This window comes from Phenylobacterium aquaticum (assembly GCF_022695515.1).
GTDB lineage: Bacteria > Pseudomonadota > Alphaproteobacteria > Caulobacterales > Caulobacteraceae > Phenylobacterium > Phenylobacterium aquaticum.
This window is the reverse complement of sequence record NZ_JALDPT010000003.1, coordinates 75,416-100,720: the sequence shown is the minus strand read 5'-3', so window position 1 is coordinate 100,720 and position 25,305 is coordinate 75,416. Positions and strand designations below refer to the sequence as shown.

At 69.3% G+C, this 25,305-nt stretch carries 22 protein-coding genes; 13 read left to right on the top strand and 9 right to left on the bottom strand.

Going from position 1 to position 25,305, the window contains the following annotated elements:
* Window positions 1–3 precede the first annotated feature (3 nt).
* Entirely contained in the window at window positions 4–1,137 is a 1,134-nt protein-coding gene (locus tag MQH10_RS03645; RefSeq protein ID WP_242562709.1) for an AAA family ATPase, read from the top strand.
* Here the strand turns inward: MQH10_RS03645 and MQH10_RS03640 are convergent.
* The 3 genes from MQH10_RS03640 to MQH10_RS03630 are packed head-to-tail and all read right to left on the bottom strand — an operon-like array spanning window position 1,121 to window position 4,619.
* Window positions 1,121–2,248 (bottom strand): hypothetical protein, encoded by a 1,128-nt coding sequence (locus MQH10_RS03640; protein WP_242562708.1) that lies wholly within the window; start codon window positions 2,246–2,248, stop codon window positions 1,121–1,123. The two genes, MQH10_RS03645 and MQH10_RS03640, sit on opposite strands and share 17 nt — an antisense overlap.
* Window positions 2,245–3,429 (bottom strand): hypothetical protein, encoded by a 1,185-nt coding sequence (locus MQH10_RS03635; protein WP_242562707.1) that lies wholly within the window; start codon window positions 3,427–3,429, stop codon window positions 2,245–2,247. Before MQH10_RS03635 ends, MQH10_RS03640 begins: the two co-directional genes overlap by 4 nt.
* Window positions 3,426–4,619, bottom strand: coding sequence for a glycosyltransferase (locus MQH10_RS03630; RefSeq protein WP_242562706.1), 1,194 nt, complete (start codon window positions 4,617–4,619; stop codon window positions 3,426–3,428). Before MQH10_RS03630 ends, MQH10_RS03635 begins: the two co-directional genes overlap by 4 nt.
* A 358-nt stretch (window positions 4,620–4,977) precedes the next feature.
* Between MQH10_RS03630 and rnr the strand changes: the two genes are divergently transcribed.
* From rnr to rpmG, 4 genes are all read left to right on the top strand, one after another.
* A complete protein-coding gene (rnr, locus tag MQH10_RS03625; RefSeq protein WP_242562705.1) occupies window positions 4,978–7,290 on the top strand; it encodes a ribonuclease R in 2,313 nt (770 codons plus the stop codon).
* The gene (locus MQH10_RS03620) at window positions 7,287–8,288 is read left to right on the top strand and encodes a DUF4424 domain-containing protein (RefSeq protein WP_242562704.1); all 1,002 of its coding nucleotides are present in this window, start codon (window positions 7,287–7,289) and stop codon (window positions 8,286–8,288) included. Before rnr ends, MQH10_RS03620 begins: the two co-directional genes overlap by 4 nt.
* Before the next feature lie 67 nt (window positions 8,289–8,355).
* Window positions 8,356–9,066: an NUDIX hydrolase gene (locus tag MQH10_RS03615; protein ID WP_242562703.1), complete on the top strand. Its 711-nt coding sequence runs from the start codon at window positions 8,356–8,358 to the stop codon at window positions 9,064–9,066.
* Window positions 9,067–9,180: 114 nt separating this feature from the next.
* Window positions 9,181–9,348 carry a 50S ribosomal protein L33 gene (rpmG, locus tag MQH10_RS03610; RefSeq protein ID WP_242562702.1) on the top strand — a complete coding sequence of 56 codons (168 nt, stop codon included), beginning with the start codon at window positions 9,181–9,183 and terminating at the stop codon, window positions 9,346–9,348.
* 73 nt (window positions 9,349–9,421) lie between these two features.
* On the opposite strand, the gene MQH10_RS03605 is transcribed toward rpmG, so the two are convergent.
* Window positions 9,422–10,786 carry a PleD family two-component system response regulator gene (locus MQH10_RS03605; RefSeq protein ID WP_242562701.1) on the bottom strand — a complete coding sequence of 455 codons (1,365 nt, stop codon included), beginning with the start codon at window positions 10,784–10,786 and terminating at the stop codon, window positions 9,422–9,424.
* A gap of 5 nt (window positions 10,787–10,791) precedes the next feature.
* On the bottom strand, window positions 10,792–11,157 hold the full coding sequence (locus tag MQH10_RS03600; protein WP_242562700.1) for a response regulator: 366 nt from the start codon (window positions 11,155–11,157) through the stop codon (window positions 10,792–10,794).
* Between the two features lie 123 nt (window positions 11,158–11,280).
* Here MQH10_RS03600 and MQH10_RS03595 point away from each other — a divergent pair, with 123 nt between their 5' ends.
* The 6 genes from MQH10_RS03595 to MQH10_RS03570 all read left to right on the top strand — a co-directional run bounded on the left by MQH10_RS03595 (window position 11,281) and on the right by MQH10_RS03570 (window position 19,267).
* On the top strand, window positions 11,281–11,931 hold the full coding sequence (locus MQH10_RS03595; RefSeq protein ID WP_242562699.1) for an HAD family hydrolase: 651 nt from the start codon (window positions 11,281–11,283) through the stop codon (window positions 11,929–11,931).
* A 58-nt stretch (window positions 11,932–11,989) separates the two neighbouring features.
* Window positions 11,990–12,889 (top strand): ROK family protein, encoded by a 900-nt coding sequence (locus MQH10_RS03590; RefSeq protein WP_242562698.1) that lies wholly within the window; start codon window positions 11,990–11,992, stop codon window positions 12,887–12,889.
* Window positions 12,886–14,166, top strand: coding sequence for a DNA polymerase IV (locus tag MQH10_RS03585; RefSeq protein WP_242562697.1), 1,281 nt, complete (start codon window positions 12,886–12,888; stop codon window positions 14,164–14,166). The genes MQH10_RS03590 and MQH10_RS03585 overlap by 4 nt, the downstream gene beginning before the upstream one ends.
* Window positions 14,167–14,329: 163 nt before the next feature.
* The gene (gene clpS, locus MQH10_RS03580; RefSeq protein WP_242562696.1) at window positions 14,330–14,659 is read left to right on the top strand and encodes an ATP-dependent Clp protease adapter ClpS; all 330 of its coding nucleotides are present in this window, start codon (window positions 14,330–14,332) and stop codon (window positions 14,657–14,659) included.
* A gap of 5 nt (window positions 14,660–14,664) precedes the next feature.
* Window positions 14,665–16,995, top strand: coding sequence for an ATP-dependent Clp protease ATP-binding subunit ClpA (clpA, locus tag MQH10_RS03575; protein WP_242562695.1), 2,331 nt, complete (start codon window positions 14,665–14,667; stop codon window positions 16,993–16,995).
* Between the two features lie 172 nt (window positions 16,996–17,167).
* Window positions 17,168–19,267, top strand: a complete 2,100-nt coding sequence (locus MQH10_RS03570) for an ATP-binding protein (RefSeq protein WP_242562694.1) — start codon at window positions 17,168–17,170, stop codon at window positions 19,265–19,267.
* Here MQH10_RS03570 and MQH10_RS03565 read toward each other — a convergent pair whose 3' ends face one another.
* Window positions 19,268–19,705, bottom strand: a complete 438-nt coding sequence (locus MQH10_RS03565; RefSeq protein ID WP_242562693.1) for an HIT family protein — start codon at window positions 19,703–19,705, stop codon at window positions 19,268–19,270.
* 53 nt (window positions 19,706–19,758) lie between these two features.
* On the opposite strand from MQH10_RS03565, the gene MQH10_RS03560 reads away from it, so the two are divergent.
* Both MQH10_RS03560 and MQH10_RS03555 read left to right on the top strand, forming a co-directional pair.
* Window positions 19,759–20,352, top strand: a complete 594-nt coding sequence (locus MQH10_RS03560) for a DUF4287 domain-containing protein (protein ID WP_242562692.1) — start codon at window positions 19,759–19,761, stop codon at window positions 20,350–20,352.
* Between the two features lie 182 nt (window positions 20,353–20,534).
* Window positions 20,535–22,859 carry a TonB-dependent receptor gene (locus tag MQH10_RS03555; RefSeq protein ID WP_242562691.1) on the top strand — a complete coding sequence of 775 codons (2,325 nt, stop codon included), beginning with the start codon at window positions 20,535–20,537 and terminating at the stop codon, window positions 22,857–22,859.
* A 21-nt stretch (window positions 22,860–22,880) separates the two neighbouring features.
* Here the strand turns inward: MQH10_RS03555 and MQH10_RS03550 are convergent, their stop codons facing one another.
* From MQH10_RS03550 to MQH10_RS03540, 3 genes are read right to left on the bottom strand one after another with little or no spacing between them, the layout of a single operon-like run.
* Entirely contained in the window at window positions 22,881–24,062 is a 1,182-nt protein-coding gene (locus MQH10_RS03550; RefSeq protein ID WP_242562690.1) for a GNAT family N-acetyltransferase, read from the bottom strand.
* Entirely contained in the window at window positions 24,059–24,820 is a 762-nt protein-coding gene (locus tag MQH10_RS03545; RefSeq protein WP_242562689.1) for a glycerophosphodiester phosphodiesterase family protein, read from the bottom strand. Before MQH10_RS03545 ends, MQH10_RS03550 begins: the two co-directional genes overlap by 4 nt.
* Window positions 24,817–25,278, bottom strand: a complete 462-nt coding sequence (locus MQH10_RS03540) for a RidA family protein (protein ID WP_242562688.1) — start codon at window positions 25,276–25,278, stop codon at window positions 24,817–24,819. Before MQH10_RS03540 ends, MQH10_RS03545 begins: the two co-directional genes overlap by 4 nt.
* Between the last annotated feature and the right edge of the window lie 27 nt (window positions 25,279–25,305).

Below are 25,305 nucleotides of genomic sequence, written 5' to 3'. Positions count from 1 at the left end.
GCCATGGACCTCGCGGTACGAGATTTCTCCGCCGCGGGGTACAGGTCGCTTCAGCGCATCACCTACCCGGTCTCGCAGCTGGACGTCTTCGTTGGCGCCAACGGGGTCGGCAAGTCGAACCTCTATCGGGCGTTGGAGCTGCTGCGCTCGGCGGCCGACAACACCCTTGGCCGCGATCTGGCTCGCGAAGGTCTCGACCGGGCGATGTGGGCCGGGCCGCGCCGAAAGCAGCCTGTCCGAATCAGGCTCGCCGTCGGCCTCGCTCCGCCCGAGCGATCCGAGGCGACCTTTCGATACGAGGTCGAGATAGGTCTGCCGCCGCCCGTCAGCGCGGCGTTTGCATTCGAACCGCAGATCAAGGTGGAACGGCTTACCTATCAGGGCGGGTCGCGGTCCGTGGTCCTGGTCGAACGGGACGGTCTCTCGGTGATGGCGCGGGACGACGGGGGCCGACCGGTCAACATCGACATCGACCTGCTGGAGTCCGAGACCATCCTGGGACGGTTAGACGATCCCTCGCGCTATCCGGAACTGGATCGGGTCCGGCGCACCCTGCTCCAATGGCGGTTCTACCACGATCTTAGGACCGACCCCGGCTCACCGCTGCGTCAGCCCTGCATTGCGGCAGCTACGCCGACATTGGCCTCCGACGGCTCGGACCTCGCCGCCGTCTTCGCCACCCTGGCGCATATCCGCCAGGACACCGTCGACCTGGACGAGGCGGTCGCACATGCCTTCCCTGGCGCGCGTCTGGAGATTCCAGCCCCTGAACGGATGGCGACGTTCGGCATGGCCTATCCGGATTTTCCGCAGCGGGTGTTCGACGCCGCCGAGCTGTCCGACGGCACCCTGCGCTTCCTGGCCCTGGCCGGGGTGCTGATGGCCTATCGCCCCGCCGCCTTCATCGCCCTCAACGAGCCGGAGTCCAGCCTCCACCCTGATCTGATGGAGCCCCTGGCCCGCATGATCGTCCAGGCCGCAAAGCGCACCCAGATCTGGCTGGTCACCCACTCCGAACGCCTGGCCGCAGCCGTCGAGGCGACGGGCGCCGGCGCCGTCCGCACGGTCGTGAAGCGCGACGGGGCGACCACGGTCGAGGGCCTGACCCTGTTCGGGGCGTTCAAGGACGAGGACTGAGCGCCCGCCAGACAGGCGCAGCCTCCCGCCCCGCCCGCACGCCGGCGACGAGCAGGAGCAGCGCCAGCAAGGCCGGTCCCAGGCGAATGGCGAACGCCGTCTGCTCGGCCAGGCTGAGCACCAGGCAGACCACGCCGACCCAGAAGACCGCGCGGCGGCCCTCCGGCTCGCCCGCCGCGACCACGGCGACGCCGCCGGCCATCAGCACCAGGTCGTAGTCCATCAGCCGCGGATTGCAGATCTGGGCCACGGCCAGCGCCAGCAGGAATCGCGCCTGGGGCCCGAGCGCCCGCGTCTCGGCGATGACCAGGCCGCTCAGCGCCATGATCCCGGCGAACCCCAGCCACAGGATCTGGGTCGCGGCGTCCCCGCCCCTCAGGCCCAGATGGGCGACGTCGTCCAGGAACCCGACCCCCGTCTGCTGGCCGATCACCACGCTGGCGAGGGCGTCACGCCATGCCGCGATCTCCGGGCCGCCGGTGGTCACCACCCAGGCGGCCGCCAGAGCGGCGCCGGCGAGCCCCACCGCCAGCTTGGCGGCCCGCAGCCGCCAGGGCTCGGCCGCATAGGCGAAGATCAGCAGATAGGTCAGATAGACCGGCTTGATCAGGGCGACGCCGAGCACCACCGGGATCATCGCCCAGCCCGCCCCGCCCATGGCCAGAACCGCCGCGTGGCAGGGCCCGGCGATGTTGCCGCAGGAGATCGCGCTGCCCTTGCACATGGCCATCAGGGGCGCGCGGTCGCGCAAGGGGGCGTCCGGGGCGGACCGCAAGAACAGGGCCCAGAACATCCAGGCCATCACAGCGCCATAGGCCAGGCCATAGGCCAGCCGCAGGCCCGAGACGTCGGGCCCGCCCGCCAGGGGCGATAGCGCCCAGGCCAGCTGGGGCAGATAGACATAGGCCGCCGGCCGACCGCCCGGACAGGACAGGCCCTCGGCATAGAGCGGCATGTGGTGGGCGACCCGCCAGGCGGCGCAGGCCACGGCGTCGAAATCGTTCAGCCACCACCCGCCCTTGATCGCCCGCCCGATCAGCCCGGCCAGGGTCGAGAGGCTGAACACGACCAGGAGCTTGAGCGGCGCCCGCCCGGCGTCCGGCGCCGTCATGCCGGCCGCGCCGCGGGCATGGCGCTGACCACGCCGCAGGCGACCAGGGTTACTCCGAGCGCCAGCATCCCGGCCGGGGAGCCATAGTCGGCGAAGTCGAGCAGATGACCGGCCAGCGACAGGACGCAGGCCCCCATCGCCGCACGTCCCGCCCACAGGGCCGCCTTCGGTCGCCGGTCGCGGATGGCGCTGACCGCCACCAGCAGGCCGGGCCCAAGCAGGAATACGTCCTCGCTCATCAGCCGCGGATTGGCCAGCACGGCGCAGGCCAGGCCCAGCCACAGCCGCTGCTCGTCCAGCAGCCGGCCGCGCTCGGCGATCACCAGGCCGCAGAAGGTGACCAGCCCCGCCCAGAGCAGGGCCAGAGCCGCACCGCTGGGGCCGTCGGTTGGCACGCCGGCCAGGGTCAGCCAGCCGAACAGGCCGTCGCCCGGCGTCACCCGATAGACGAAGTGCGACAGGAGCTGACGCCAGGCCTCGGCCTCCGCGCCGCCCGCGCCGGCGAACATCACCGTGGGCGCAAGGCCCAGGCCCAGGCCGAGCGCGAGCGCCCCTGCCCGCCAGGCCAGGCTGCGCCGCGCCAGCACGACCACGGCCAGATAGGTCAGGAACACCGGCTTCACGGTCCCCGCGGCCGCGACCGCCAGCACGAACAGCCAGGGGGCCCTGGCGAACAGCAGGCCGGCGGCGGCGACGGCGGCGTGCAGGGGCAAGGCGATATTGCCCGTGGTGACCGCGCTGCCCGACACCACCGCCATGAACCGCGCGCGGTCCCGGGGCGCGCCCGGGGTCTCGACCCGCAGGCAGGCGGCCCAGACCACGAGGGCGGCCGCACCGACATAGAGGGCGACATAGAGGGCCATCAGGCCTGGATGACCGAACATCTGCAGCAGGCCGGCGAACACCCTGGCGACCCAGGGGCCATAGACGAAGGCCGCGGCGTTGGGGTCGGCGCAGGCGATCGCCTGGTCATAGAGGGCCGTCCCCGCCTGGGCGCGCTCGCCGCCGCAGACCAGGGCGCCGTAGTCGGTGAACCAGACCCCGCCGCGCACCACGCGGTTCACGAGCCCGGTCAGGACCGGCAGGCTGAACACCACCAGGCCCCAGCCGCCCGGGATGGCGATGCGAGGCCGGGGTCGGGCGATGGGCGGCGCGGCGGCGCCGAGGCGCAGCTCGCTCACGCTTCAGCCTCCCGCCACGCGCTGGACTCGACGACGGCGCTGGCCGCGGGTTCGGCGGACGCGCGCCGCCAGACGCCGACCCGCGCGGCGGCGAAGTTGAACAGGCCGCCGCCGGCCGCGCCCATCAGGCCCGCGGCGACGCCGGGCATGCCCAGCACATTGAGGCCCATGGCCATGGCCTCGCTGACCACCGCGCCCACCAGGCATCCCAGATAGAACCGGCCCAGCCCGACCAGGGCCTCGCGGCCGTGCAGGCGCTGGTCGCGGAAGGTGAGCAGATTGTTGGCCCAGAAGTTCCAGGTCATGGCCGCCCAGATCGCCAGGGCCTGGGCCGACCAGAGGCTCAGGCCCACCGCCTCGCCGCTCATCAGCACCGCCAGGTGCGCGGTCAGGCCAGTCACCCCGACGCCCAGGAACATGGCCAGCCGGGCCGGAATGACCCCGCCGGTGCGCTTCTCGATCAGCAGGCCGGCGAGATCGGCCATGACCCGCAGGTCCAGCTTGGACTCTCCGCCCAGCCGGGTGCGCAGCGCCGTCGGCGCCTCGACCACGCTGGGCGGCCGGGGCCCGGAGGTCAGCACATCGACCAGGATCTTGAACCCGACCCCGGTCAGGGATCCGCGCACGGTCTCGAACCAGTCGCGGCGCATCAGGAACAGGCCGCTGAGCGGATCGGTGACCCGCGCGCCGATCAGGGCCTGGGCCGCGCCCGTGCCGATCCGGCTGATCGCGTCGCGGAACCCGGTCAGGCCGCTGCCGGCCTCGGTCATGTAGCGGCTGCCCGTCGCCACCTCGGCGTCGGCGGCGCGCAGCCGGTCCAGCAACTGGCGGATCAGCCGCGGATCATGCTGGCCGTCGCCGTCCATGAGCCCCCGCACCTGGCCCTGGGCGGCGTCCCAGCCGGCGATAGCGGCGGAGGCCAGGCCCCGCGCGCCCTGTCGCCGGACCAGCCGGATCCGGGGATCGCCGCGCATCACCGCGCGGACGGCGCGGGCCGTGTCATCGGCGACCGAGTCGTCGACGACCACCACTTCGAAGGCCAGGCCCTCAAGCTCGCCGGTCAGCTCCTGGAGCACGCCGGGAATAGCCTCGGCTTCATCGAGGACGCAGATCACCACCGAAAGCTCCAGGCGGTGACTGTCATTGGCCGCGCGCAAACGGTCCGCGCGCCGGGGGGGCGGCTCGGTCATGGTCTCAAGTCCTCTGGGGGGCGGACCCCCGGGGTGTCAGGCCTGGGCGAGGTGCGCCCAGGCGGCCGGGGGGCGGAAAGTCCGGGATCGGCCGTGGGTCGAAATCGCCCGGCCAAGCTGTTGTTTTGATGACGTCTTCATTGCATCGCCTGGTCGTTCATTGCGGCGGGCGGCACAGACGAAACGAACCGGTATCATCTCGGTCAAACTCTAGTCGGAAGCGCGGCGAAGCCGGGGCGAGCCGCGGCGACGCGCCGGAATTCCAGTATCTATATGTTTAGTAAGAACGCAATATGTCGCGACATTTGTCCCACCCGAGGACGGCGACGGCGGCCCTGATTCCGCGCTACAAGGCGCCATGGCCAAACCCCGCGCGCCCAAGGCGTCCCGCTTCACCTCGAAAACCTCGACCAAGGTCCCCCAGGGCCTGCCGGACCGCGACACCCTGCTCAAGTTCATCCGCGAGGCGGGCGAGACCGAGAAGACCGACATCGCCAAGGCGTTCGGACTGAAGGGCGCCGAGCGTAAGGCCCTGCGCGAGATGTTGCGCGGGCTGGAGGCGGACGGCTCGCTGGGCCGGCGGGGCCGCAAGGGATTCGCCGAATCCGGCGCCGTGCCTCCGGTCGGCGTGGTCGATATCGTGGAGCGCGACGCCGATGGCGAGCTGATGGTCCGCCTCACCCGCGCCGAGGACGCCCCCCTGGTGCGCCTGGCCCCCGATCGCAGCGCCCCGGTCGGAGGCGCGCCCGGTCTCGGCGACCGCCTGCTGGTGCGCTTCGAGCGCCTGGAGAATGGCGAGCTGGAGGCCCGGCTGATCAAGCGCCTGGGCGCCAGCGCCCACAAGATCCTGGGCGTCATCCGCAAGGCGCGGCGTGAGACCCGGGTCGAGCCGGTCGACCGCAAGAGCAAGGAAAGCCTGCTGATCCCGGAGCCCGAGGCCCGCGACCTGCGCGACGGCGACCTGGTCCTGGCCGCGGTCGGCGCCTCGGAACAACGCTACGGCCCCAAGCGCGGCAAGATCCTGGAGGTCGTCGGCCGCGAGGACCAGCCCCGCGCCGCCTCCCTGATCGCCATCCATTCCCATGGCATCCCCACCGGCTTCACAGCCGAGGCGGAAGCCGAAGCCGAGGCCGCCGAGCCCCCGACCCTGTCGGGCCGCGAGGACCTGCGCGAAATTCCCCTGATCACCATCGACCCGGCCGACGCCCGCGACCACGATGACGCGGTCTACGCCCAGCCGGACGACGCGCCCGACAATCCCGGCGGCTGCGTGGTCTGGGTCGCCATCGCCGATGTCGCGGCCTATGTCCGCCCGGCCTCGGCGCTGGACAAGGAAGCCCGGGAAAAGGCCAACAGCGTCTATTTCCCCGACCGGGTGGAGCCCATGCTCCCCGAGCGGCTCTCCAACGGCCTGTGCTCGCTCAGGCTCGGCGAGGCCCGCGCCTGCCTGGCCGTGCGGATGGTGTTCGACGCCCAGGGGCGCAAGCGCGGCCACAAGTTCGTCCGCGGCCTGATGCGGTCGGCCGCCAAGCTCTCCTACGAGCAGGCCCAGGCGGCGATCGACGGCCAGACGGACGATGTGACCGGCCCCCTGCTCGAGCCGATCCTGAAGCCCCTGTGGGCCGCCTATCACATCATGCTGAAGGGCCGCCTCGCCCGCTCGCCTCTGGCCATCGAGAGCATGGAACGCCGGATCATCATCAATGCGGCCGGCGAGGTCGCCTCCATCCAGCCGCGCGCCTCGCTGGAAGCCCACCGGCTGATCGAGGAGATGATGGTCCAGGCCAATGTCTGCGCCGCAGAAATGCTGGAGTCGAAGCGCACCCCGCTGATCTACCGCATCCACGACACGCCCAGCGCCGAGAAGGTCCAGTCCCTGGCCGAGTTCCTGGCCACCCTGGGCATCCCCTGGTCCAAGGGCGAAGCCCCGCGTACCGACCGCTTCAACAAGCTGCTGGCGGAGACCCGCGAAAGCCCGCACGCCGACATCATCAACGAGGTGGTGCTGCGCTCCCAGATGCAGGCGGTCTATTCGACCGAGAACATCGGCCACTTCGGCCTGAACCTGCAGCGCTATGCCCACTTCACCTCGCCGATCCGCCGCTACGCCGACCTGGTGGTCCACCGGGGGCTGATCTCGGCCCTGGGCTTCGGGGCGGACGGCCTGTCGGACCGCGACATCTCGCAGATGAAGGACACGGCCGAGCAGATCACCGTCGCCGAGCGCCGGGCCATGGCCGCCGAGCGCGACGCCACCGATCGCTATGTGGCCGCCTTCCTGGCCGACCGGGTGGGCGCGGAGTTCCCCGGCCGCATCACCGGCGTGACCCGCTTCGGCCTGTTTATCCGCCTGGACGAGACCGGCGCCGACGGCCTGGTCCCGATCTCCAAGCTGGGCGGCGAATTCTTCATCCACGACGACCGCATGCACGCCCTGGTCGGCGAGCGCTCCGGCGCCCGCTGGCCGCTCGGCCACAAGGTGGTGGTCAGGCTGGTCGAGGCCACGCCGATCACCGGCGGCCTGCTGTTCGAGATGGTCAGCGAACCGGCCCCGCCGGACCGCACCGCCCCCCGCCCCCGCCTGGGCCAGGTCCGGCGGGTTCCCGGCGCCATGGACGCCAAGCGCAAGGGCGGCCCGCCCAAGGGCGTCCGCAAGGGCAAGCGGCGATGAGACGGGGGCTCGGCGCGGCTGCGCTCCTTCTGGCCGCCACACCGGCCCTGGCCAATGATTCCACCGCCGAGCTCGCCGCCGGCGGCCTCGTCCTGACCCGCTCTGCCCAGATCCGCATGGCGTCGGAGGACCTGTTCGTCTCGGCGACCGAGGTCCGGGTCCGCTACCATTTCCGCAATCTCACCGACCACCCGATCACCGCCCGGGTCGCCTTCCCCATGCCGGACGTGATCTCCACCGAGGAGCCCCTGGGTGTCCCGACCGAGAACCCCGAGAACCTGCTCGATTTCGCCACCCTGGCCGATGGCGTCCCCGTCCGGGCCCAGGCCGAACAGAAGGCGGTGGTCGAGGGCGTCGACCGCACCGCCCTGCTCCGCGGCCTGGGCGTGCCCCTGGCTCCGCACCTGGGCCTGACCCGCGACGCCATGGACCGGCTCACCCCGGCCCAGCAGAAGCAGTTGCTGGACCTGGGCGTGGTCCGGCCGGACGAGTATGACGCCGGCAAGGGCTGGGAGCGCCACCTCGCCCCGCTCTGGACCCTGAAGACCGCCTATCACTGGGAGCAGACCTTCCCGGCCGGGCGCGACCTGGTCGTCGACCACCGCTACAAGCCCGCCACGGGCGGCAGCGTCGGCACCCTGGTCGGCTCCGCCCGCTACGCCGCCGACGCCGAAGGCCGGGCCGAGATCGCCAAGTACTGCATGGATCGCGGCTTCCTGGCCGCCGCGACTCGCACCCGCAAGCCCGGCCAGGACTTCGCGCCCTTGAGCGAACAGCGCATCGCCTATGTGCTGAAGACCGGCGCCAACTGGGCCGGCCCGATCGGCGACTTCAGCCTCACCGTCGACAAGGGCGCGGCGGCGAACCTGGTCAGCTTCTGCGCCGAGGGTGTGCGAAAGTTCGGCCCCACCCTGTTCCAGGTGAAGAAGACCAACTTCACCCCGGCCCGCGACCTCGACATCCTGATCCTGGTTCCGAACCCTGAGCTGGCGAACTGATCGTCCAATGACCGGTTGACGCTACGGCGCCGTTTCCTCGGCGCAACAGCGGTCATACAGTTGTTTCATGACCGATCCGATCCTTGCCCCGCGGCCCGCCGAGGGCGGCCGCATGAGAGCCGCGGGAAGCCCCGCCGTGCGTCCGCGCGACGCCGCCACCCTGTTCATCATCCGTCGCGACGGCGCCAAGCCGCGCGTGCTGATGGGCAAGCGGCATGGCGGACATGATTTCATGCCCAATCTCTGGGTGTTCCCAGGCGGACGGATCGACAAGGCCGATTTCCGCGCGCCCTACGCCACCGACCTCAAGCCCGACGTCGCCGCCAAGCTGGAGGGCCACAAGGGCTCCCGCGGCCGCGCGCTCGCGCTCGCCGCCGTGCGCGAGACCTTCGAGGAGGCGGGCTTGTTGCTCGCCAAGAAGGCCGATCCCCGTCCCGCCGCCGGGCCCTGGCGCGAGTTCCTGGCCCAGGGCGCCCTGCCCGACCTCGATGCGCTCTCGATCATCTTCCGCGCGGTGACCCCGCCCATGCTCGCCAAGCGGTTCGACACCTGGTTCCTGATGGCCGACGCCGAGCGGCTGATCAGCCTGGAGCGCCAGCCCGACTGCGGCGAACTGGAGGAGATCGCCTGGTTCGAATTCGAGGACGCTCTGGCCCTGCCCCTGCCCATGGTGACCCGCACGGTGATCAAGGAGACCATGGCCCGGCTCGAGGAACCGGACCGCCCGGTGCCCTATATGCGCTTCACCGCCGGGGCGCCCAGGCTGCGTCACCTCTGATTTTCCGCGAAGCGCCACGGGCGCATTGACTTTACTCGCGGGATTCGTATTTTCCGCGGCTCTTTCAGAACACCTGCCGGCGCTTCGCGCCCCGGCCCCGCCCGAGGACCGACCATGGCGAAGCCCGCCTCCATCAAGATCCGCCTGAATTCCTCGGCGGACACCGGCTTCTTCTACGTGACCAAGAAGAACGCCCGCACCAAGACCGACAAGCTCGTCATGAAGAAGTACGACCCGATCGTGCGTAAGCATGTCGAGTTCAAGGAAGGCAAGATTAAGTAAGCGGACCCTCTCCAGGTCTGTTGTCAAAACGCCCGGACCGCAAGGCCGGGCGTTTTTCGTTTGCCCGCTGCGTTCAGGCCGCCCGCGATACGACCTTGTTTCGGCCCGAGGCCTTGGCCTCATAGACGCCCTCGTCGGCCCGCTTCAGCAGGGCCTCTGGCTTGTCGTTGGGCCCGAGCGTCGCCGCCACCCCGATCGAGATGGTCACGGTCAGCAGCTCGGCGCCGTGCATCACCCGGAAGGGCGAGCCGGCCACATGCAGGCGGATCCGCTCGGCGATGCGCTCGGCGTCCTCGATGCGGGTGTCGGGCATGACCACCACGAACTCCTCCCCGCCATAGCGGCAGGGCAGATCGATCGCGCGGACGTTCGAGGCCAGGCGCACCGCGAACTCGCGCAGCACTTCGTCGCCAACGTCGTGGCCGTAGCCGTCATTGATCTTCTTGAAGTGGTCGATGTCGATCAGCAGGCAGGCCACCGGATCGCCGCCGAGCGTCGCGCGCTTGACCAACGCGTCCAGCTGGCCAGTCATGTAGCGGCGGTTGTGCAGGCCGGTCAGCTGGTCGGTGACGGCCAGCTCCAACGAGTGATCGAGATTGTCCCGAAGATAGTCGGTGTAGCGCTTGCGCCGGATCTGGGTCCGGGCGCGGGCCGCCAGCTCCTGAGGGTCGATCGGCTTGGACAGGATGTCGTTGACCCCGATCTCCAGGGCCTTCACCAGCCGGGCGCGCTCGTCGAAGTCCACCACCGCCAGCACGGGTATATGCCGCGTGGTCTCGTCCGACCGCAGCATGGCGGTGAAGCGCAGGCCGTCGAAGGTCCGCGCCGTGGCGTTGACGATCACCAGATCCACTGGACCGCGAGCGGTCATCAGGGCCTTCTCCGGATCGCTCTCCACCACCGGGCGGTGCTCGATCGACAGCTCGTCAGCGATGCGCTGGGCCTGGCGTTCATGATCGTCGACGATCAGCACCCGGCCGCCTGTGCCGCCCAGGCGCGAGGCGGCGCCGGCGATTACGCCCATGCGGCGGCCCGAGGCCTCCCGCTCGCGCAGCTCGTCGATGACCATCTTCAGCCGGGTCAGGCTGCGCACGCGGGCGAACAGCATGACGTCGTCGATGGGCTTGGTCAGGAATTCATCGGCCCCGGCCTCCAGCCCCGCGATGCGGTCGGCCCGGCCGTCGAGCGCGGTGACCAGCACCACGGGCACGTGGCGGGTCTCGGGATCGTCCTTCAGCCGGCGGCAGACCTGGAACCCGTCCATGCCCGGCATCATGACGTCCAGGAGGACGATGTCCGGCTTCTCCTTGGCCGCAATGGCGAGGGCTGTCGGCCCATCGCTGGCGGTCAGGACCTCATAGTACTCGGCCGTCAGCTTCGCCTCGAGGAGGCGGACGTTCGCCTCGATGTCGTCAACGACCAGGATGCGAGCGGTCATGGCGTTCAGCCCAACAGACGGCGGATGGTTTCAAGGAAGTGGGTGACGGAGATCGGCTTGGAGATATAGGCCTCACAGCCGCCCTCGCGAATGCGCTCTTCGTCGCCCTTCATGGCGAAGGCGGTGACGGCGACGACCGGAATCGCGGCCAGGTCGTCGTCTTCCTTCAGCCATTTGGTGACCTCCAGCCCGGAGATCTCCGGCAGCTGGATGTCCATGAGGATGAGGTCGGGACGATGTTCGCGCGCCAGGGCCAGAGCCTGCAGCCCTTCGCGGGTCTGCAGCGTCTCGTAGCCTTGGGCGTCGAGCAGATCATGAAAGAGCTTCATGTTCAGCTCGTTATCCTCGACGATGAGGACTTTCTTGGCCATTGACGTCCTGACGATGCTTCGGGCCTGCGCGAATCGATCGCCAGCCCCACCATTAGGCTGTTGATCTCACGGATATCCTTAAACTCGCGTTAGTCGCGCCGGAGACCGCTTTTGGGAGAGCCCATGCCGCCTAGCGTCAAGACGCCTCATCTGGAGTCGATGGGGGTCGATCTGAGCCGTCCGCTGGTCATCGTCGACGTTGACGAGGTGCTCGGCCTGTTCATGCAGGGCTTCGGCGACTTCCTGGTCGGACGGGGGCTTGAGTTCCGTGTGGACCGCTTCGCCCTGTTCCAGAACATCTACCAGCCCGGCGCGACCGAGCACCTCGATCTGGACGAGGGGCGCAAGCACTATGAGGACTTCTTCCGCTATGGCGCGGGCGACATGCCGCTCGCGCCCGGCGGCCCCGAGGCCCTGCGCGCGCTCTCCGAAATCGCCAGCGTGGTCATCCTGACCAACGCCCCCGGACAGGCCCGCCTGGCCCGCGCCCGCTGGCTGGGCCGCCATGGCATGGACTATCCGCTGATCCTCAACACCGGCCCCAAGGGCCCGCTGGCCGCCGGCCTGGTCGCCCAGGGCCGCGGCCCCGCGGCCTTCGTCGATGACCTGCTGCCCAATCTGAACTCGGTGGCCGAGCATGCGCCCCACGTCGCCCGCTTCCAGCACGTGGCCGACCCCCGCCTGCAGCCGCTGGCCCCGGCGGAACCCGACCGCCACACCCGCATCGACGACTGGGACCTCCTGCGCCAGGCGATCGCCCAGGCGATTTCCTAGCCGCCGCCCTGCGAACGCCCGTTGAGTTCCGCGCCAAAACAGAACAAATCATGACCCCATGATCCGGATCGGGGTGGACTTCGGCGGGACCAAGATCGAGGCGGCGGCGCTCGACGCCGACGGCCGGTTCCTGGCGCGCCTGCGGGCGCCCAACCCCCGCGACTATGACGCCGCCCTGCGCACCGTCGCCAATCTGGTGGCCGACGCCGAGCAGGAGGCGGGCGGCCGCGCCGCCGCCGTGGGCGTCGGCATGCCTGGTTCGATCTCCCCGGCCAACGGCCTAATCCGCAACGCCAACTCGACCTGGCTGAACGGCCGCAGCTTCGGCGCCGACCTGGAGCAGGTTCTCGGCCGCCCCGTCCGGCTGGCCAATGACGCCAACTGCATGGCCCTGTCGGAGGCCACAGACGGCGCCGGCGCCGACAGCGCCGTGGTCTTCGCCGTCATCATCGGCACCGGCTGCGGCGGCGGGCTGGTCGTCGACCGCCAGCTGGTCAACGGTCGCAACGGCGTCGCCGGCGAATGGGGCCACACGCCCCTGCCCTGGCCCTCGGACCTGGAGCACCCCGGCCCGACCTGCTGGTGCGGCCGCCGCGGCTGCCTGGAGACCTGGATCTCGGGGACCGGCCTGGAACGCGACCACGGCGGCGGACTGGCCGCTCATGAGACCGTCGCCCAGGCCCGCTCAGGGGACGCGGACGCCTCCGCCGCCCTCGACCGCTATGTGGATCGCCTGGCCCGCGGCCTCGCGGTCGTCTGCGACATCGTCGATCCGGACGTCATCGTCCTGGCCGGCGGCATGTCCAATGTGGACGAGCTCTATTCCCGCCTGCCCAGCGCCATCGCGCCCCACGTCTTCACCGACGCCTTCACCACCCCTGTGCGCAAGGCGGTCCACGGCGATTCCTCGGGGGTGCGCGGCGCCGCCTGGCTCTGGCCCCTGGAGGGGTCGGCGTGAAAGCCCTCTGCCGCGACTGCTTCCAGCGCGGCGAGTTCGAACGCCGCTGCCCGGCCTGCGGCTCGCTGCGTGTCGTCGCCCACGAGGAGCTTGAGGCGCTGTCCATCGCCCACATGGACTGCGACGCCTTCTACGCCTCGGTGGAGAAGCGCGACCGGCCGGAGTTGCGCGACGTGCCGGTCATCGTCGGCGGCGGCAAGCGCGGCGTGGTCACCACCTGCTGCTACATCGCCCGCATCTTCGGCGTTCGCTCCGCCATGCCGATGTTCAAGGCGCTCAAGGCCTGCCCCCAGGCCGTGGTGATCAAGCCCGACTTCACCAAGTACCGGACCGAGAGCCGCCGGATCATGGCCATGATGGCCGACCTGACCCCCCTGGTTCAGCCGCTCTCCCTCGACGAGGCCTGGATGGATCTGTCGGGCACCGAGCGCCTGCACGGCCATCCCCCCGTCGAGACCCTGGCCCGCCTCCAGGCCCGCATCGAGGCCGAGGTCGGCATCACCGTCTCCATCGGCCTGGCCGCCAACAAGTTCCTGGCCAAGATCGCCTCGGACCTCGACAAGCCCCGCGGCTTCTCGGTGATCGGCGCCGAGGAGGCCGAGCGCTTCCTGGCCCCCCGCCCGGTCGGCATCCTGCCCGGCGTCGGCCCGGCCATGGTGGCGACCCTGGCCGCCCAGAACCTGCGCACCGTGGGCGACATCGCCCGCGCCGACCTCAAGCAGCTCGCCGCCCGCCTGGGCGCCAACGGCCTGCGGCTGCACGCCCTGGCCCAGGGCCGCGACACCCGCGCGGTCAATCCCGACCAGGTCCGCAAGTCGATCAGCGCCGAGACCACCTTCGAGGACGACCTCAAGACCCTGGAGGCGCTGGAGGACCAGCTGCCGCACCTGGCCGAGAAGGTCGCCCGCCAGTCCCGGTCCGGCCAGCTCGCCGGCCGGGTGGTGACCCTGAAGCTGCGCGGCGACGACTTCCGCATCATCACCCGCCGGCGCGCCCTGCCCCTGCCGACCCAGACCGCCCGCACCATCTTGGCGGTCGGCCGTGAGCTCCTGGCCCAGGAGCTGAAGACCGGCGCCCCCGGCCGCAGCTGGCGGCTGATCGGGGTAGGCCTGACCGAACTGGTCGAGCCCGACAGCGTCGAGACGGACTTCTTCGGGGGCGGCGAGGCCCGGGCGCTGGCGGGCGAAAAGATCGCCGACGCCATCCGCGCGCGATTCGGCGCGGGCGCCCTGACGTCAGCTCGCGCCTTGAAGGGGAAATCCTCAGCCGAGGATTGAAATTGTCACATTCGACCCCATTTCGAGCCATGTGAGCGTGACCAAAACTCAGCCTCGCTGTCGATCTGTCGTCTCGCGACGATTTCGACCCTTCCAAACCGCTGGCTTTTCCATATCTAATCCAGAGGTAGGGCGGACCTTTGTCCGTCAGGAGACCTGTTCGATGGCCGAGCGTAAGCAAGGTGATCAGGCGACGGGCGACCGGTCGGCGGTGATCACTCAAACGAAGCCGAAGACGCAAAAGCCTTCGCTTTACCGAGTGCTGCTTCTGAACGACGACTACACTCCAATGGAGTTCGTGGTCTACGTATTGGAGCAGTACTTCCATAAGTCGCGCGAAGAAGCGACAAAGATCATGCTGCATGTCCACCAGCACGGTGTGGGCGTCTGCGGCGTGTTCACTTATGAAGTGGCGGAAACAAAGGTGGCTCAGGTGGTTGATACCGCGCGGCGGCATCAGCACCCCCTTCAATGCACCATGGAAAAGGACTAGGTCCGTTGCCGTCATTCTCGCGCCATCTCGAAGAGTCCCTCCATCGCGCCGTCGCTTTCGCCAACCAGCGCAAGCACGAGTACGCGACCCTGGAGCACCTCCTCCTGTCGCTCATCGACGATGAGGACGCCGCCGGCGTGATGCGCGCCTGCGACGTGGACCTCGCGGCGCTGAAGACCACCCTCACCAACTATGTGGACAACGAGCTGCGCTCGCTGGTCGTAGACGACGGCGAGGACGCCAAGCCCACCCCCAGCTTCCAGCGCGTTATCCAGCGGGCGGTTATCCACGTTCAGTCCTCGGGCCGCGAGGAGGTCACCGGCGCCAATGTGCTGGTCGCGATCTTCTCCGAGCGCGAGAGCCACGCCGCCTATTTCCTGCAAGAGCAGGACATGACCCGCTACGACGCGGTGAACTACATCGCCCATGGCATCGCCAAGAAGGCCGGCGCCGCCGGCGAGGCCAAGCCTGTCAAAGGCGCCTCCGAGGACGAGGAGAAGCCGGCGGTGAAGACGGGGGGCGAGGCGCTGGACGCCTACTGCGTCAACCTCAACGAGAAGGCCAAGCAGGGTAAGGTCGATCCGCTGATCGGCCGCTACAGCGAGGTCGAGCGCTGCATCCAGATCCTGTGCCGCCGGACCAAGAACAACCCGCTGCTGGTCGGCGATCCCGGCGTCGGCAAGACCGCCATCGCCGAGGGCCTGGCCCGCAAGATCATCAACGGCCAGGTGCCGGAAGTGCTGTCGGGCTCGACCATCTTCTCGCTCGACATGGGCGCGCTGCTGGCCGGCACCCGCTATCGCGGCGATTTCGAAGAGCGCATCAAGCAGGTCGTCAAGGAACTTGAGAACCACCCCGACGCGATCCTGTTCATCGACGAGATCCACACGGTGATCGGCGCCGGCGCCACCTCGGGCGGGGCGATGGACGCTTCGAACCTGCTGAAGCCGGCGCTCGCCTCGGGCACCCTGCGCTGCATGGGTTCGACCACCTACAAGGAGTTCCGCCAGCACTTCGAGAAGGACCGGGCCCTCGTCCGGCGCTTCCAGAAGATCGACGTGAACGAACCGACGGTGGAAGACACCATCAAGATCCTCAAGGGCCTGAAGTCCTACTACGAGGACTTCCACAAGCTCCGCTACACCAACGACGCCATCAAGGCGGCGGTGGAGCTGTCGGCCAAGTACATCACCGACCGCAAGCTGCCGGACAAGGCGATCGACATCATCGACGAGGCCGGCGCCAGCCAGATGCTGGTTCCGGAAAACCGCCGCAAGAAGACGCTCGGCGTGAAGGAGATCGAGGCCGTCGTCGCCAAGATCGCCCGCATCCCGCCGAAGTCGGTGTCCAAGACCGACACCGAGGCCCTGAAGCAGCTGCACGACGACCTGAAGCGGGCCGTCTACGGCCAGGACGACGCGATCGAACAGCTGTCCGCGGCCATGAAGATGGCCCGCGCCGGCCTGCGCGATCCGAACAAGCCGATCGGCTGCTACCTGTTCTCCGGCCCCACCGGCACCGGCAAGACCGAGACGGCGCGCCAGCTGGCCTCGACCATGGGCATCGAACTCCTGCGGTTCGACATGAGCGAGTACATGGAGCGCCACACGGTCAGCCGCCTGATCGGCGCGCCTCCCGGCTATGTCGGCTTCGACCAGGGCGGTCTCCTGACCGACGCCGTCGACCAGCACCCGCACTCCGTGGTGCTGCTCGATGAAATCGAGAAGGCCCACCCCGACGTCTTCAACATCCTGCTCCAGGTCATGGACCACGGGGTGCTGACCGACGCCAACGGCAAGAAGGTCGATTTCCGCAATGTGGTCCTGATCATGACCACCAACGCCGGCGCCGCCGACGCCCAGCGGAACTCGATCGGCTTCGGCCGCGGCAAGCAGGACGACGAGGTCGGAGAGGCGCTGAAGCGTCTGTTCACCCCGGAATTCCGCAACCGCCTCGACGCCGTGGTCCAGTTCAAGGCCCTGACCCAGGACATCATCCGCCAGGTCGTGATGAAGTTCGTGATGCAGCTGGAAGCCCAGCTGGCGGATCGGCACGTCACCATCGAGACCTCGGAAGACGCCGCCGACTGGCTGGCCAAGAACGGCTTCGACGAACTCTATGGCGCGCGGCCCCTGGCCCGGGTCATCCAGGAGAGTATCAAGAAGCCGCTCGCCGACGAGATCCTCTTTGGCAAGCTGGTCAAGGGCGGCCACGTCAAGGTGGTGCTCAAGGACGGCAAGCTCGCCTTCGAGATCGAGGGCGATCAGCGCGAACCCGGCGCGCCGACCATCGAGACGCCTTCGGAAGACGCCGCGGCCCCTGAACTGGCCGGCTGACGTCGGACGATCGCCGATTTCGGATCCAAAGAGCCCCAGGCGGTCGCCGCCTGGGGCTTTTTGTCGCGCGAAATGCAGGGGTGTCGCGCGCAACCCGAGGGCCCTTGCCTAGTATGGGTCCGTGGGCTGACCATGCTGACTACGCCGCGTGGCCCCGGGGGATTCGTCGAGCGTGCATCGCGTCCAACTCTTTCGACCGGCCCAGACGCCTCGGCCCGCGATCCTGCCGCTAGGCTTCCTGCTGGCCTATGTTGGCTTCTCGATCATCGCCTATGCCTGGACCACCACGACCGGCGGACTCGCCGTCCTGTGGCCCTGCAACGGCATCCTCGCCGCCGCCCTGCTCCTGCTGCCCCGACCTCAGGCCCTCGTGGTCCTGCTGCTCTGCGGCGTCACCGACCTGATCTGCGCCTACCAGACCGGCAGCGCGGCGGATCGCGCCGTGCTGATCGCCGCCTGCGACATCCTTGAGGCCCTGGTCGCCGCGGTCCTGATCCGCCGGGTCTGCGGCGCCGGTCTCGACATGACCTCCGTCGCCCGGGTCCGCAGCTTCGCCCTGTTCGCCGCCCTGCCCGCCACCCTGGTGGTCGGAACCCTGGGCGCCCTCCTCGCCTTCCACACCCATTTCCTCAAGATCTGGCCGACCTGGGTGCTCGGCGACTATCTGGGCATGATCACCGGCGCCCCGGCCGCACTCATGCTCGCCCGCTTCTCCCGTTACGACCGGGGCGCGCCGGCCGGCCCCGCCGAACGCGCAGTCCTGATCGGCATGATGACCGTGGTCACCGCCGCGATCTTCGCCACGCCCATGCCTCTGCTGTTCCTGATCTTTCCCCTGGGCTTGCTGGTGGTCATCCGGATCAGCCCGCCCTACGCCCTGCTCGGCGTCATGCTGATGGCCCTGGCTACCGCGGGCGCCACCATCGAGGGCCACGGTCCGATCGCGGCGGCGACACCGCACGCGATCGGCGACCGGATCCTGTTCCTGCAATTCTTCCTCGCCACGGTCTTGCTCTCCAGCCTGGTCCTCTCCAGCGTCCTGGCCCAGCGCGGACGGGCCCAGGCCGGCCTGCGCCGGGCGCTGGCCGCCTCCCGCCAGGCCCGCCGTGAGGCCGTCGCGGCGGCTGGCGCCAAGGGCCGCTTCCTGGCGGTGATGAGCCACGAGATGCGCACGCCGCTGAACGGCATCACCGGCTACGCCCAGCTGCTCGCCGCCCGGTCGGACCTGCCCGCGGACGCCCGCGCCCAGATCGCCGTGATGCAGACCTCCAGCCAGGTGCTCCTGTCCCTGATCAGCGACGTGCTGGACTATTCGCGGGTGGAGAACGGCCATCTGGAGCTGTCGGTCGCGCCCTTCAAACTGGCTGACCTGACCCGCGCCACGGTCGAGGTGGTGCGGCCCTCGCTCGCCGGCCGCGCGGTCCGTCTGGACCTCGACCTCCAGGCCGCCGAGGGGCTCACCCATCTGGGCGACGCCCGGCGCATCGGTCAGGTCCTGCTCAATCTGCTGGGCAATGCGGCCAAGTTCACCGATCGCGGCGCCATCACGGTCAGCCTGGCGGTGGCGCCTGTCACAGAGGATGAGGCCGAACCGGACCTGGATCGTCTGCGGATCACGGTCGCAGACACAGGCATCGGCATTCCGGCCGACAAGATCGAGGGGCTGTTCACCCCCTTCTCGCAAGTCGACGGCGGCTCCACCCGCAGCTTCGCCGGCGCGGGCCTAGGCCTGGCCATCGTTCGGTCGCTCGTCCAGCTCATGGGCGGCGAGGTGGGGGTCGAGAGCGTCGAGGGGCGCGGGTCGCGCTTCTGGTTCGACCTGACCCTGCCGCGCACCCAGAGCGCGCCGGAAGCCGTCGCCGAGGCGGCGGCCGCGCCCGTCGCCGCCGGCCCGCTGCGTCATGTCCTGGTCGTCGACGACCATCCGGTGAACCGCCAGGTCGCCATGCTGATGCTCGACGCCGCCGGCTTCCGGGTCGAGACCGCCGACAATGGCGAGGAGGCCGTGGCCGCCGTGCGCGACGGGGCCTTCGACCTGGTGTTCATGGACCTGCACATGCCGGTCATGGACGGCCTCGCCGCCGCCCGCGCGATCCGCGATCTGCCGGGCGACCGCGGACAGGTGCCGATCATCGCCATGACGGCCGCCGCCCTGCCCGAGGACATCGCCCTGTGCGACGCCGCCGGCATGGACGGGCATATCGCCAAGCCGATCGAGCACGCCGAGTTGCTGGAGACCGCGCTCAGCGCCGCCCGGCGCCAGGCCGCCTGATCAGGCGATCATCGCGGAGATCTGGGCCGCCAGGTCCTTCAGCTCGGCCGGATCGGCCATGCCGCCGCCGGCGTGCCGGCCCAGCGCCACGCCCTCCCAGCGCGGAATGATGTGGAAGTGCAGGTGGAACACCGTCTGGCCGGCCGGCTGGCCGTTGAACTGGGTGATCACCAGGCCATCTGGCTTGAGCGCTGCGCGCACCGCGCGGGCCACCCGCTGGACGCCGAGGATCAGGGGCGCGAGCACCTGCGGATCCTCCTCCAGCAGGTTGCGCGCCTGGGAATGCTTCGGGATCACCAGGGTGTGGCCGCGCGCCTGGGGGAACACGTCCATGAAGGCGTAGACGTGCTCGTCCTCGAACACCCGGGCCGAGGGCATCTCGCCGCGCAGGATCTTCGCGAAGATGTTGCCGTCGTCGTAGGTCCCGTCCAAGCTCATGACGCCTGCTCCCGCTCACTGTCGGAAGCGTCCTAGCACAGAGAAAGGCCGCCATGGGAGACGCCGACGCCCAGAACGCCAAGGGCCTCAGCCCCCGGCAGCAGAAGTGGTTCGCCAGCGCCCGCGCCAGTCTCGAGAAGGACACCGGCAAGTCCATGGACGAGTGGGTGGTCATCGCCCGCACCTGCCCCGAGACCAAGCCCCGGGCTCGGGTCGCCTGGATGAAGGACCACCATGGGCTAGGCATGAACCGCGCCAGTCTGGTGCTGTCGGCCGCCTTCCCCACCGGATCCGGCTGGGACGAGCCGGCCAAGCTGCGCGACGCCCTATGGGCCGACCCGGCGGCCGCCGCGATCTTCGAGGCGGTCGAGCGGACGGCGACCGCCCTGGACGATGTCGTCACGGGTCAACGCAAGGCCTTCACCGGCTTCTCGCGCGCGTTCCAGTTCGCCGCCGCGCGGCCGATCAAGGGCGGGGCCGTGGCCCTGGGCCTGGCCGTCCCGCCTGACGCCTCCCCTCGCCTGTCGCCGGCCGCGAGCCGCGACGGCTGGTCGGAGCGGTTGAAGTCGCGGATCGAGCTCGGCTCCGCCGCCGAGGTCGACGCCGAGCTCATCGACCTGATCAGCCTGGCCTGGGCGCGATCCTAGCGCCGCGGTGGTTTCAAACCGGGCGCCGAATTGACCCGTCCGTCAGATCGCTCGCTGAATTTTTGACTGTTATTTCAATTCTATAGAGCGCGACCGGGTTTCACCGAACCCTCAAGAACCCGTCGCCGATCCGTCATCCCCACCCCCTAGGCAACCGGTTTCCGTGTTCAGGGGATTTCGCGATGACTCATTCCAAGTTGCTCTTGCTCGCTACCGCGGCGATGTCCGCCGCCTTCGCCACCGGCGCCTATGCCGAGGCCAATGACAGCGCCACCCAGGTCGAGGAGCTGATCGTCACCGCCCAGAAGCGCGAGCAGAAGACCCTCGACGTGCCGATCGCCATCACCGCCTATGGCTCAGACATGATCGACAAGCTGGGCATCCAGGAATTCGACGCCCTGTCGCTCTATGTCCCCGGCTTCGAGGTTCAGAATCAGTCGCCGAACAATCCGGGCTTCGTGATGCGCGGCATCACCTCCGACTCCGGCGAGGCCACCAATGAGCCCCGCGTCTCGGTCTTCCAGGACGGGGTGTCGATCTCCAAGTCCCGCGGCTCCTATATCGAGCTGTTCGATCTGCAGCGGGTCGAGATCGCCAAGGGCCCGCAATCGACCCTATACGGTCGCGGCGCCCTGATCGGCGCGGTCAATCTCGTCCAGGCCAAGGCCAATCCCGCCGCCTGGGACGCCCGCTCCAAGGCCGAGGTCGGCAACTACGGTTACGCCATGTTCGAGGGCATGGTGAACATGCCGGTCAGCGACACCTTCGCGGTGCGGGTCTCCGGCCGCCTGAAGAAGCGCGACGGCTACGTGAAGAACCTGCTGGGCGGGGCCGACTTCAACTCCACCGATACCGCCGCCGGCCGCATCGCCCTGAACTGGCGTCCGACCGACAAGCTCAACTTCGACCTGATCTACAATTACGAGCACGACCGCCCCTCGGGCACCTCGTTCAAGTCCCTGACCTACGCCCCGACCGACCCTGCCACCGGCAAGGTGATCGGCGATCTCGGCCGCAACTCTGGCGCGGCCCTGACCGCGTCCGACGGCTTCCTGGGCGGCAAGCAGCTGGGCATCAACCGCTCGGTGCGGGGCCTGACCCTGCTCAGCGACTACAAGATCAACGACACCCTCAGCCTGTCCTCGATCAGCGCCTATCGGCGATTCGACAGCCTGGAGGTGTTCGACGCCGACGGCTTCGCCCTGCCGCTCTTCCTGTTCGCCGAGGACGCCCACGGCCGCCAGGCCAGCCAGGAATTCCGCCTGAACTACGACAACGGCGGCAAGCTCACCGCCTTCGGCGGGGTCAGCTACTTCTGGGAGGACGGCTACCAAAAGGTCCCGCTGCAGTTCAACGAGAAGGTCTACGCCGTGATGGCGGCCGGCGTCCTGGCCAAGCCCAACGGCCTTTCGCTGCCGACCGTCACGGCCATCGCGCCGGCGGCGCTCAAGTCGGTCCACCGCGAGACCTACGCCAACTATGGCGAGACCAACTCCTATGACGCCTTCGCCGACGCCACCTACAAGCTGACCGACAAGCTCGAGCTCACCGCGGGGGTCCGCTACACCTATGACGACAAGTCGAGCGGCTACAGCGCGGTGCTGGAGAACGGCGGTTCGGTGCTGGGCGGCTCGACCGCCACGGTCGCCCGCGGTCTGTTCGTCCAGCCGACCGCCGGCGGCGCGATCCAGTCCAAGGGCTTCACCGATTCAGGCCTGACCTATCGGGTGGTCGGCCGCTACACCCCCGACGACCACACCAGCCTCTACGCCTCCTATGCCCGCGGGCGGCGGCCGAAGGTGCTGTCGGTCGGCGCCCCGGCCACGCCCGGCGGCGCGGTCCGCTTTACCGAACTGCCGGCCGAGCAGGTTGATTCCTACGAGCTCGGCGCCAAGAGCGACCTGTTCGAGCGCCGCCTGACCCTGGAGGGGTCGGTCTATCACTACAGCTACCAGAACTTCCAAACCTCGGTCCTGAACTCGGCGGGCCAGATCGTATCGGCCAACGCCGGCGAAGCCGCCGCCACCGGTTTCGAGGGCCAGATCACCGCCAAGCCGGTCTCCCACCTCGAGGTCTTCGGCACCTATGGCTACAATCGGGCGCGGTTCGGCAACGGCCTGTTCAAGGGCAACAGCTTCCGCCTGGCGCCCGACCACTCGGTCTCGCTCGGCGCGACCTGGACGGTGGACGGCCTGGGCGGCGCCTTCGCCTTCACGCCCACCTATACCTGGCAGTCCAAGGTGTTCTTCGACAGCAACAACGACCTGCCGAAGTTCCAGGCCACCGACAAGATCCAGGACGAGGTCCAGGGCGCCTATGGCCTGGCCAACTTCAAGATCGGCTACACCCCGGCCAACCAGCCCTGGGCTGTGGAGGCGTTCGTCACCAACGCCTTTGATCAGAAGTACATCAAGGATGCGGGCAACACCGGCGACGCCTTCGGCATCGCCACCTTCATCGCCGGCACGCCGCGCTATTACGGCCTGTCGTTCAGCCTGCACTACTGAGGCGACCAAGCCGGCCGGGGATCAGTCTCCGGCCGGCCCCTCCCCGCCCTGGCGGAACGGGGAATATTCGTCCGAGAGCCATTCCATCTCGCCCTCCACCGCCGCCCGCTCGCGGGCACAGAAGTCCTCGACCGCCGCCCGCAGACGGCGGTCGGCGATGAAGTGGGCGGATCGCACCGGGGCCGGCAGATAGCCGCGGGCGATCTTGTGCTGGCCCTGGGCGCCGGCCTCCACCCGCGCCAGGCCGCGGGCGATCGCCCACTCGATGGCCTGGTAGTAGCAGAGCTCGAAATGCAGGAAGGGGATGTCCTCGACGCAGCCCCAGTTGCGGCCATAGAGGCAGTCGGCCCCGATCAGGTTGAGCGCGCCCGCCACCCAGCGGCCATGTCGCCTCGCCATGACCAGCAGCACCTTGTCGGCCATCCGCTCGCCCAGCAGCGAGAAGAACAGCCGATTGAGATAGGGCCGCCCCCACTTGCGCGAGCCGGTGTCCATGTAGAAGGCGAAAAAGGCGTCCCAGTGATCCTCGGTGATCTCCGCGCCGGTCAGGCAGAAGATCTCGACCTCGGCCTGGGCGTCGCGCCGCTCGCGGCGGATGGTCTTGCGCCGGCCGGACGACAGCGCCCCCAGGAAGTCCTCGAAGGTCGCGTAACCCGCATTGGTCCAGTGATATTGCTGGCCCTGGCGCTGGGCCAGGCCCTGGGCGCCCAGCCAGTCCCACTCCGGCTCCATCGGAAAATTGATGTGGAGGGACGAGGCTTCGTAGCGCTCGGTCAGCGCCACCGCCCCGCCCAGCAACAGGGCCCGCGCCTCGTCGGCGTCGACATCCGGCCGGACCAGCAGCCGCGGTCCCGTCGCCGGCGTAAACGGCGCCGCCGACAACAGCTTGGGGTAATAGGCCCCGCCCACCCGCTCATAGGCGTCCGCCCAGGCGTGGTCGAAGATGTATTCGCCCTGGCTGTGAGACTTCAGGTACAGCGGCATCACCGCCGCCACCCGACCCGCCTCGTCCTCCACCGCCAAGTGCTGCGGCCCCCAGCCGGTGCGCTCGACCGCGCAGCCCGACTCCTCGGCGATATCGAGGAAGTCGAAGCCCACGAAGGGATTGGCCATATAGTCCGGGGCGCCCGCGCAGGCGTCCCAGTCGGCGCGGCCGATCTCGGCGATCCGGCGGGCGACCTTGATCGCCGGCCTCAGCGTCACGCCGCGAAACCCTCGAAGATCAGGTTGTCGCAATGGTCCTTCAGCGGCGCCCACTGCTCGGGCTTGCGCACGGTCCAGGCGACCACCGGCATGCCCTTGGCGCGATGGGCCTGGGCCTCTTCGGCCAGCACCATGTCCAGGCTCATGGCCAGGAAGTGCGGCCGGGCGATCGAGACCTGCTCCAGCCGCTTGAAGGCTTGGCGCTGCTCGGCTGACAGATGCGGGGTGTCGTCCTCCCAGGCATAGCTGTCCAGGCCGCGCAGCACGCCCGGGAACCGGTCGGCGAACCAGGCGTGGGAATAGGGATTGAAGCCGATCACGCAGGTCGGGCCCGCATGGTCGATGAGGATCTCGTGGACCCGCTGTTCCAGGGGGCCGACCTCGCCGAACGGGGTCTTCAGCTCCACATGCACCATGGCCCGGTGGCCGATGACCGCCAGGGCCTCCAACAGGGTCGGGATCTTCTCGTCGGTGTCTTTCAGGCGGATCTCGCCCAGGTCCGCGGCCGTGCGGTCCTTGAGCTTGCCGTCGATCCCGCACATCCGCTTCAGCGAATAGTCGTGGAACACCATGGCCTCGCCGTCGGCCGAGAGGTGGACGTCGAGCTCGATGCCGTAGCCGGCCTGGCAGGCGGCCTGGAAGGCGCCCAGCGAATTCTCCGGCGCGCCGTCCGGGGTCCACAGGCCGCGGTGGGCGACCGGCGGATGGAACAGGAGGTCCCAGGCCTCGCCGAACTGTTGCTTCGCGGGCGGGCTCAACGGATTTCCACCACGGCGTCGACCTCGACGGCGAAGTTCATGGGCAGGCGATAGACGCCCACCGCCGACCGCGCATGCTTCCCGGCGTCGCCGAAGGCCAGGACCATCAGGTCCGAGCAGCCATTCACCACCTGGGGGATCTCGAAGAAGCCGGGGCCGGCCTGGACGAAGCCGCCCAGCTTGACCACCCGGACCACCCGGTCGAGGTCGCCGTCACAGGCCGCGCGCATCTGGGCCAGCAGATTGACGCCGCACATGCCGGCCGCGCGCTTGGCGGTCTCCATGTCGACATCCTCGCCGACAATGCCCCTCACCCCGCCGGCGGGGTCGATCGAGACCTGGCCGGAGATGTGGACGAGGTTTCCGACCCGGACGAACGGGACGTAGTTGGCGACGGGGGCGACGGGCTGCGGCAGCGTGATCCCGGCGGCGGTGAGACGTTCTTCGACCTGTGACATGAGCCCAGGTCTAGCGCTCCCCAGCCC

Coding starts and splice junctions, on each gene's coding strand:
- MQH10_RS03645 (WP_242562709.1), top strand. CDS start 4: ATGGACCTCGCGGTACGAGATTTCTCCGCCGCGGGGTACAGGTCGCTT.
- MQH10_RS03640 (WP_242562708.1), bottom strand. CDS start 2,248: ATGACGGCGCCGGACGCCGGGCGGGCGCCGCTCAAGCTCCTGGTCGTG.
- MQH10_RS03630 (WP_242562706.1), bottom strand. CDS start 4,619: ATGACCGAGCCGCCCCCCCGGCGCGCGGACCGTTTGCGCGCGGCCAAT.
- rnr (WP_242562705.1), top strand. CDS start 4,978: ATGGCCAAACCCCGCGCGCCCAAGGCGTCCCGCTTCACCTCGAAAACC.
- MQH10_RS03620 (WP_242562704.1), top strand. CDS start 7,287: ATGAGACGGGGGCTCGGCGCGGCTGCGCTCCTTCTGGCCGCCACACCG.
- MQH10_RS03615 (WP_242562703.1), top strand. CDS start 8,356: ATGACCGATCCGATCCTTGCCCCGCGGCCCGCCGAGGGCGGCCGCATG.
- rpmG (WP_242562702.1), top strand. CDS start 9,181: ATGGCGAAGCCCGCCTCCATCAAGATCCGCCTGAATTCCTCGGCGGAC.
- MQH10_RS03605 (WP_242562701.1), bottom strand. CDS start 10,786: ATGACCGCTCGCATCCTGGTCGTTGACGACATCGAGGCGAACGTCCGC.
- MQH10_RS03600 (WP_242562700.1), bottom strand. CDS start 11,157: ATGGCCAAGAAAGTCCTCATCGTCGAGGATAACGAGCTGAACATGAAG.
- MQH10_RS03595 (WP_242562699.1), top strand. CDS start 11,281: ATGCCGCCTAGCGTCAAGACGCCTCATCTGGAGTCGATGGGGGTCGAT.
- MQH10_RS03590 (WP_242562698.1), top strand. CDS start 11,990: ATGATCCGGATCGGGGTGGACTTCGGCGGGACCAAGATCGAGGCGGCG.
- clpS (WP_242562696.1), top strand. CDS start 14,330: ATGGCCGAGCGTAAGCAAGGTGATCAGGCGACGGGCGACCGGTCGGCG.
- MQH10_RS03565 (WP_242562693.1), bottom strand. CDS start 19,705: ATGAGCTTGGACGGGACCTACGACGACGGCAACATCTTCGCGAAGATC.
- MQH10_RS03560 (WP_242562692.1), top strand. CDS start 19,759: ATGGGAGACGCCGACGCCCAGAACGCCAAGGGCCTCAGCCCCCGGCAG.
- MQH10_RS03555 (WP_242562691.1), top strand. CDS start 20,535: ATGACTCATTCCAAGTTGCTCTTGCTCGCTACCGCGGCGATGTCCGCC.
- MQH10_RS03540 (WP_242562688.1), bottom strand. CDS start 25,278: ATGTCACAGGTCGAAGAACGTCTCACCGCCGCCGGGATCACGCTGCCG.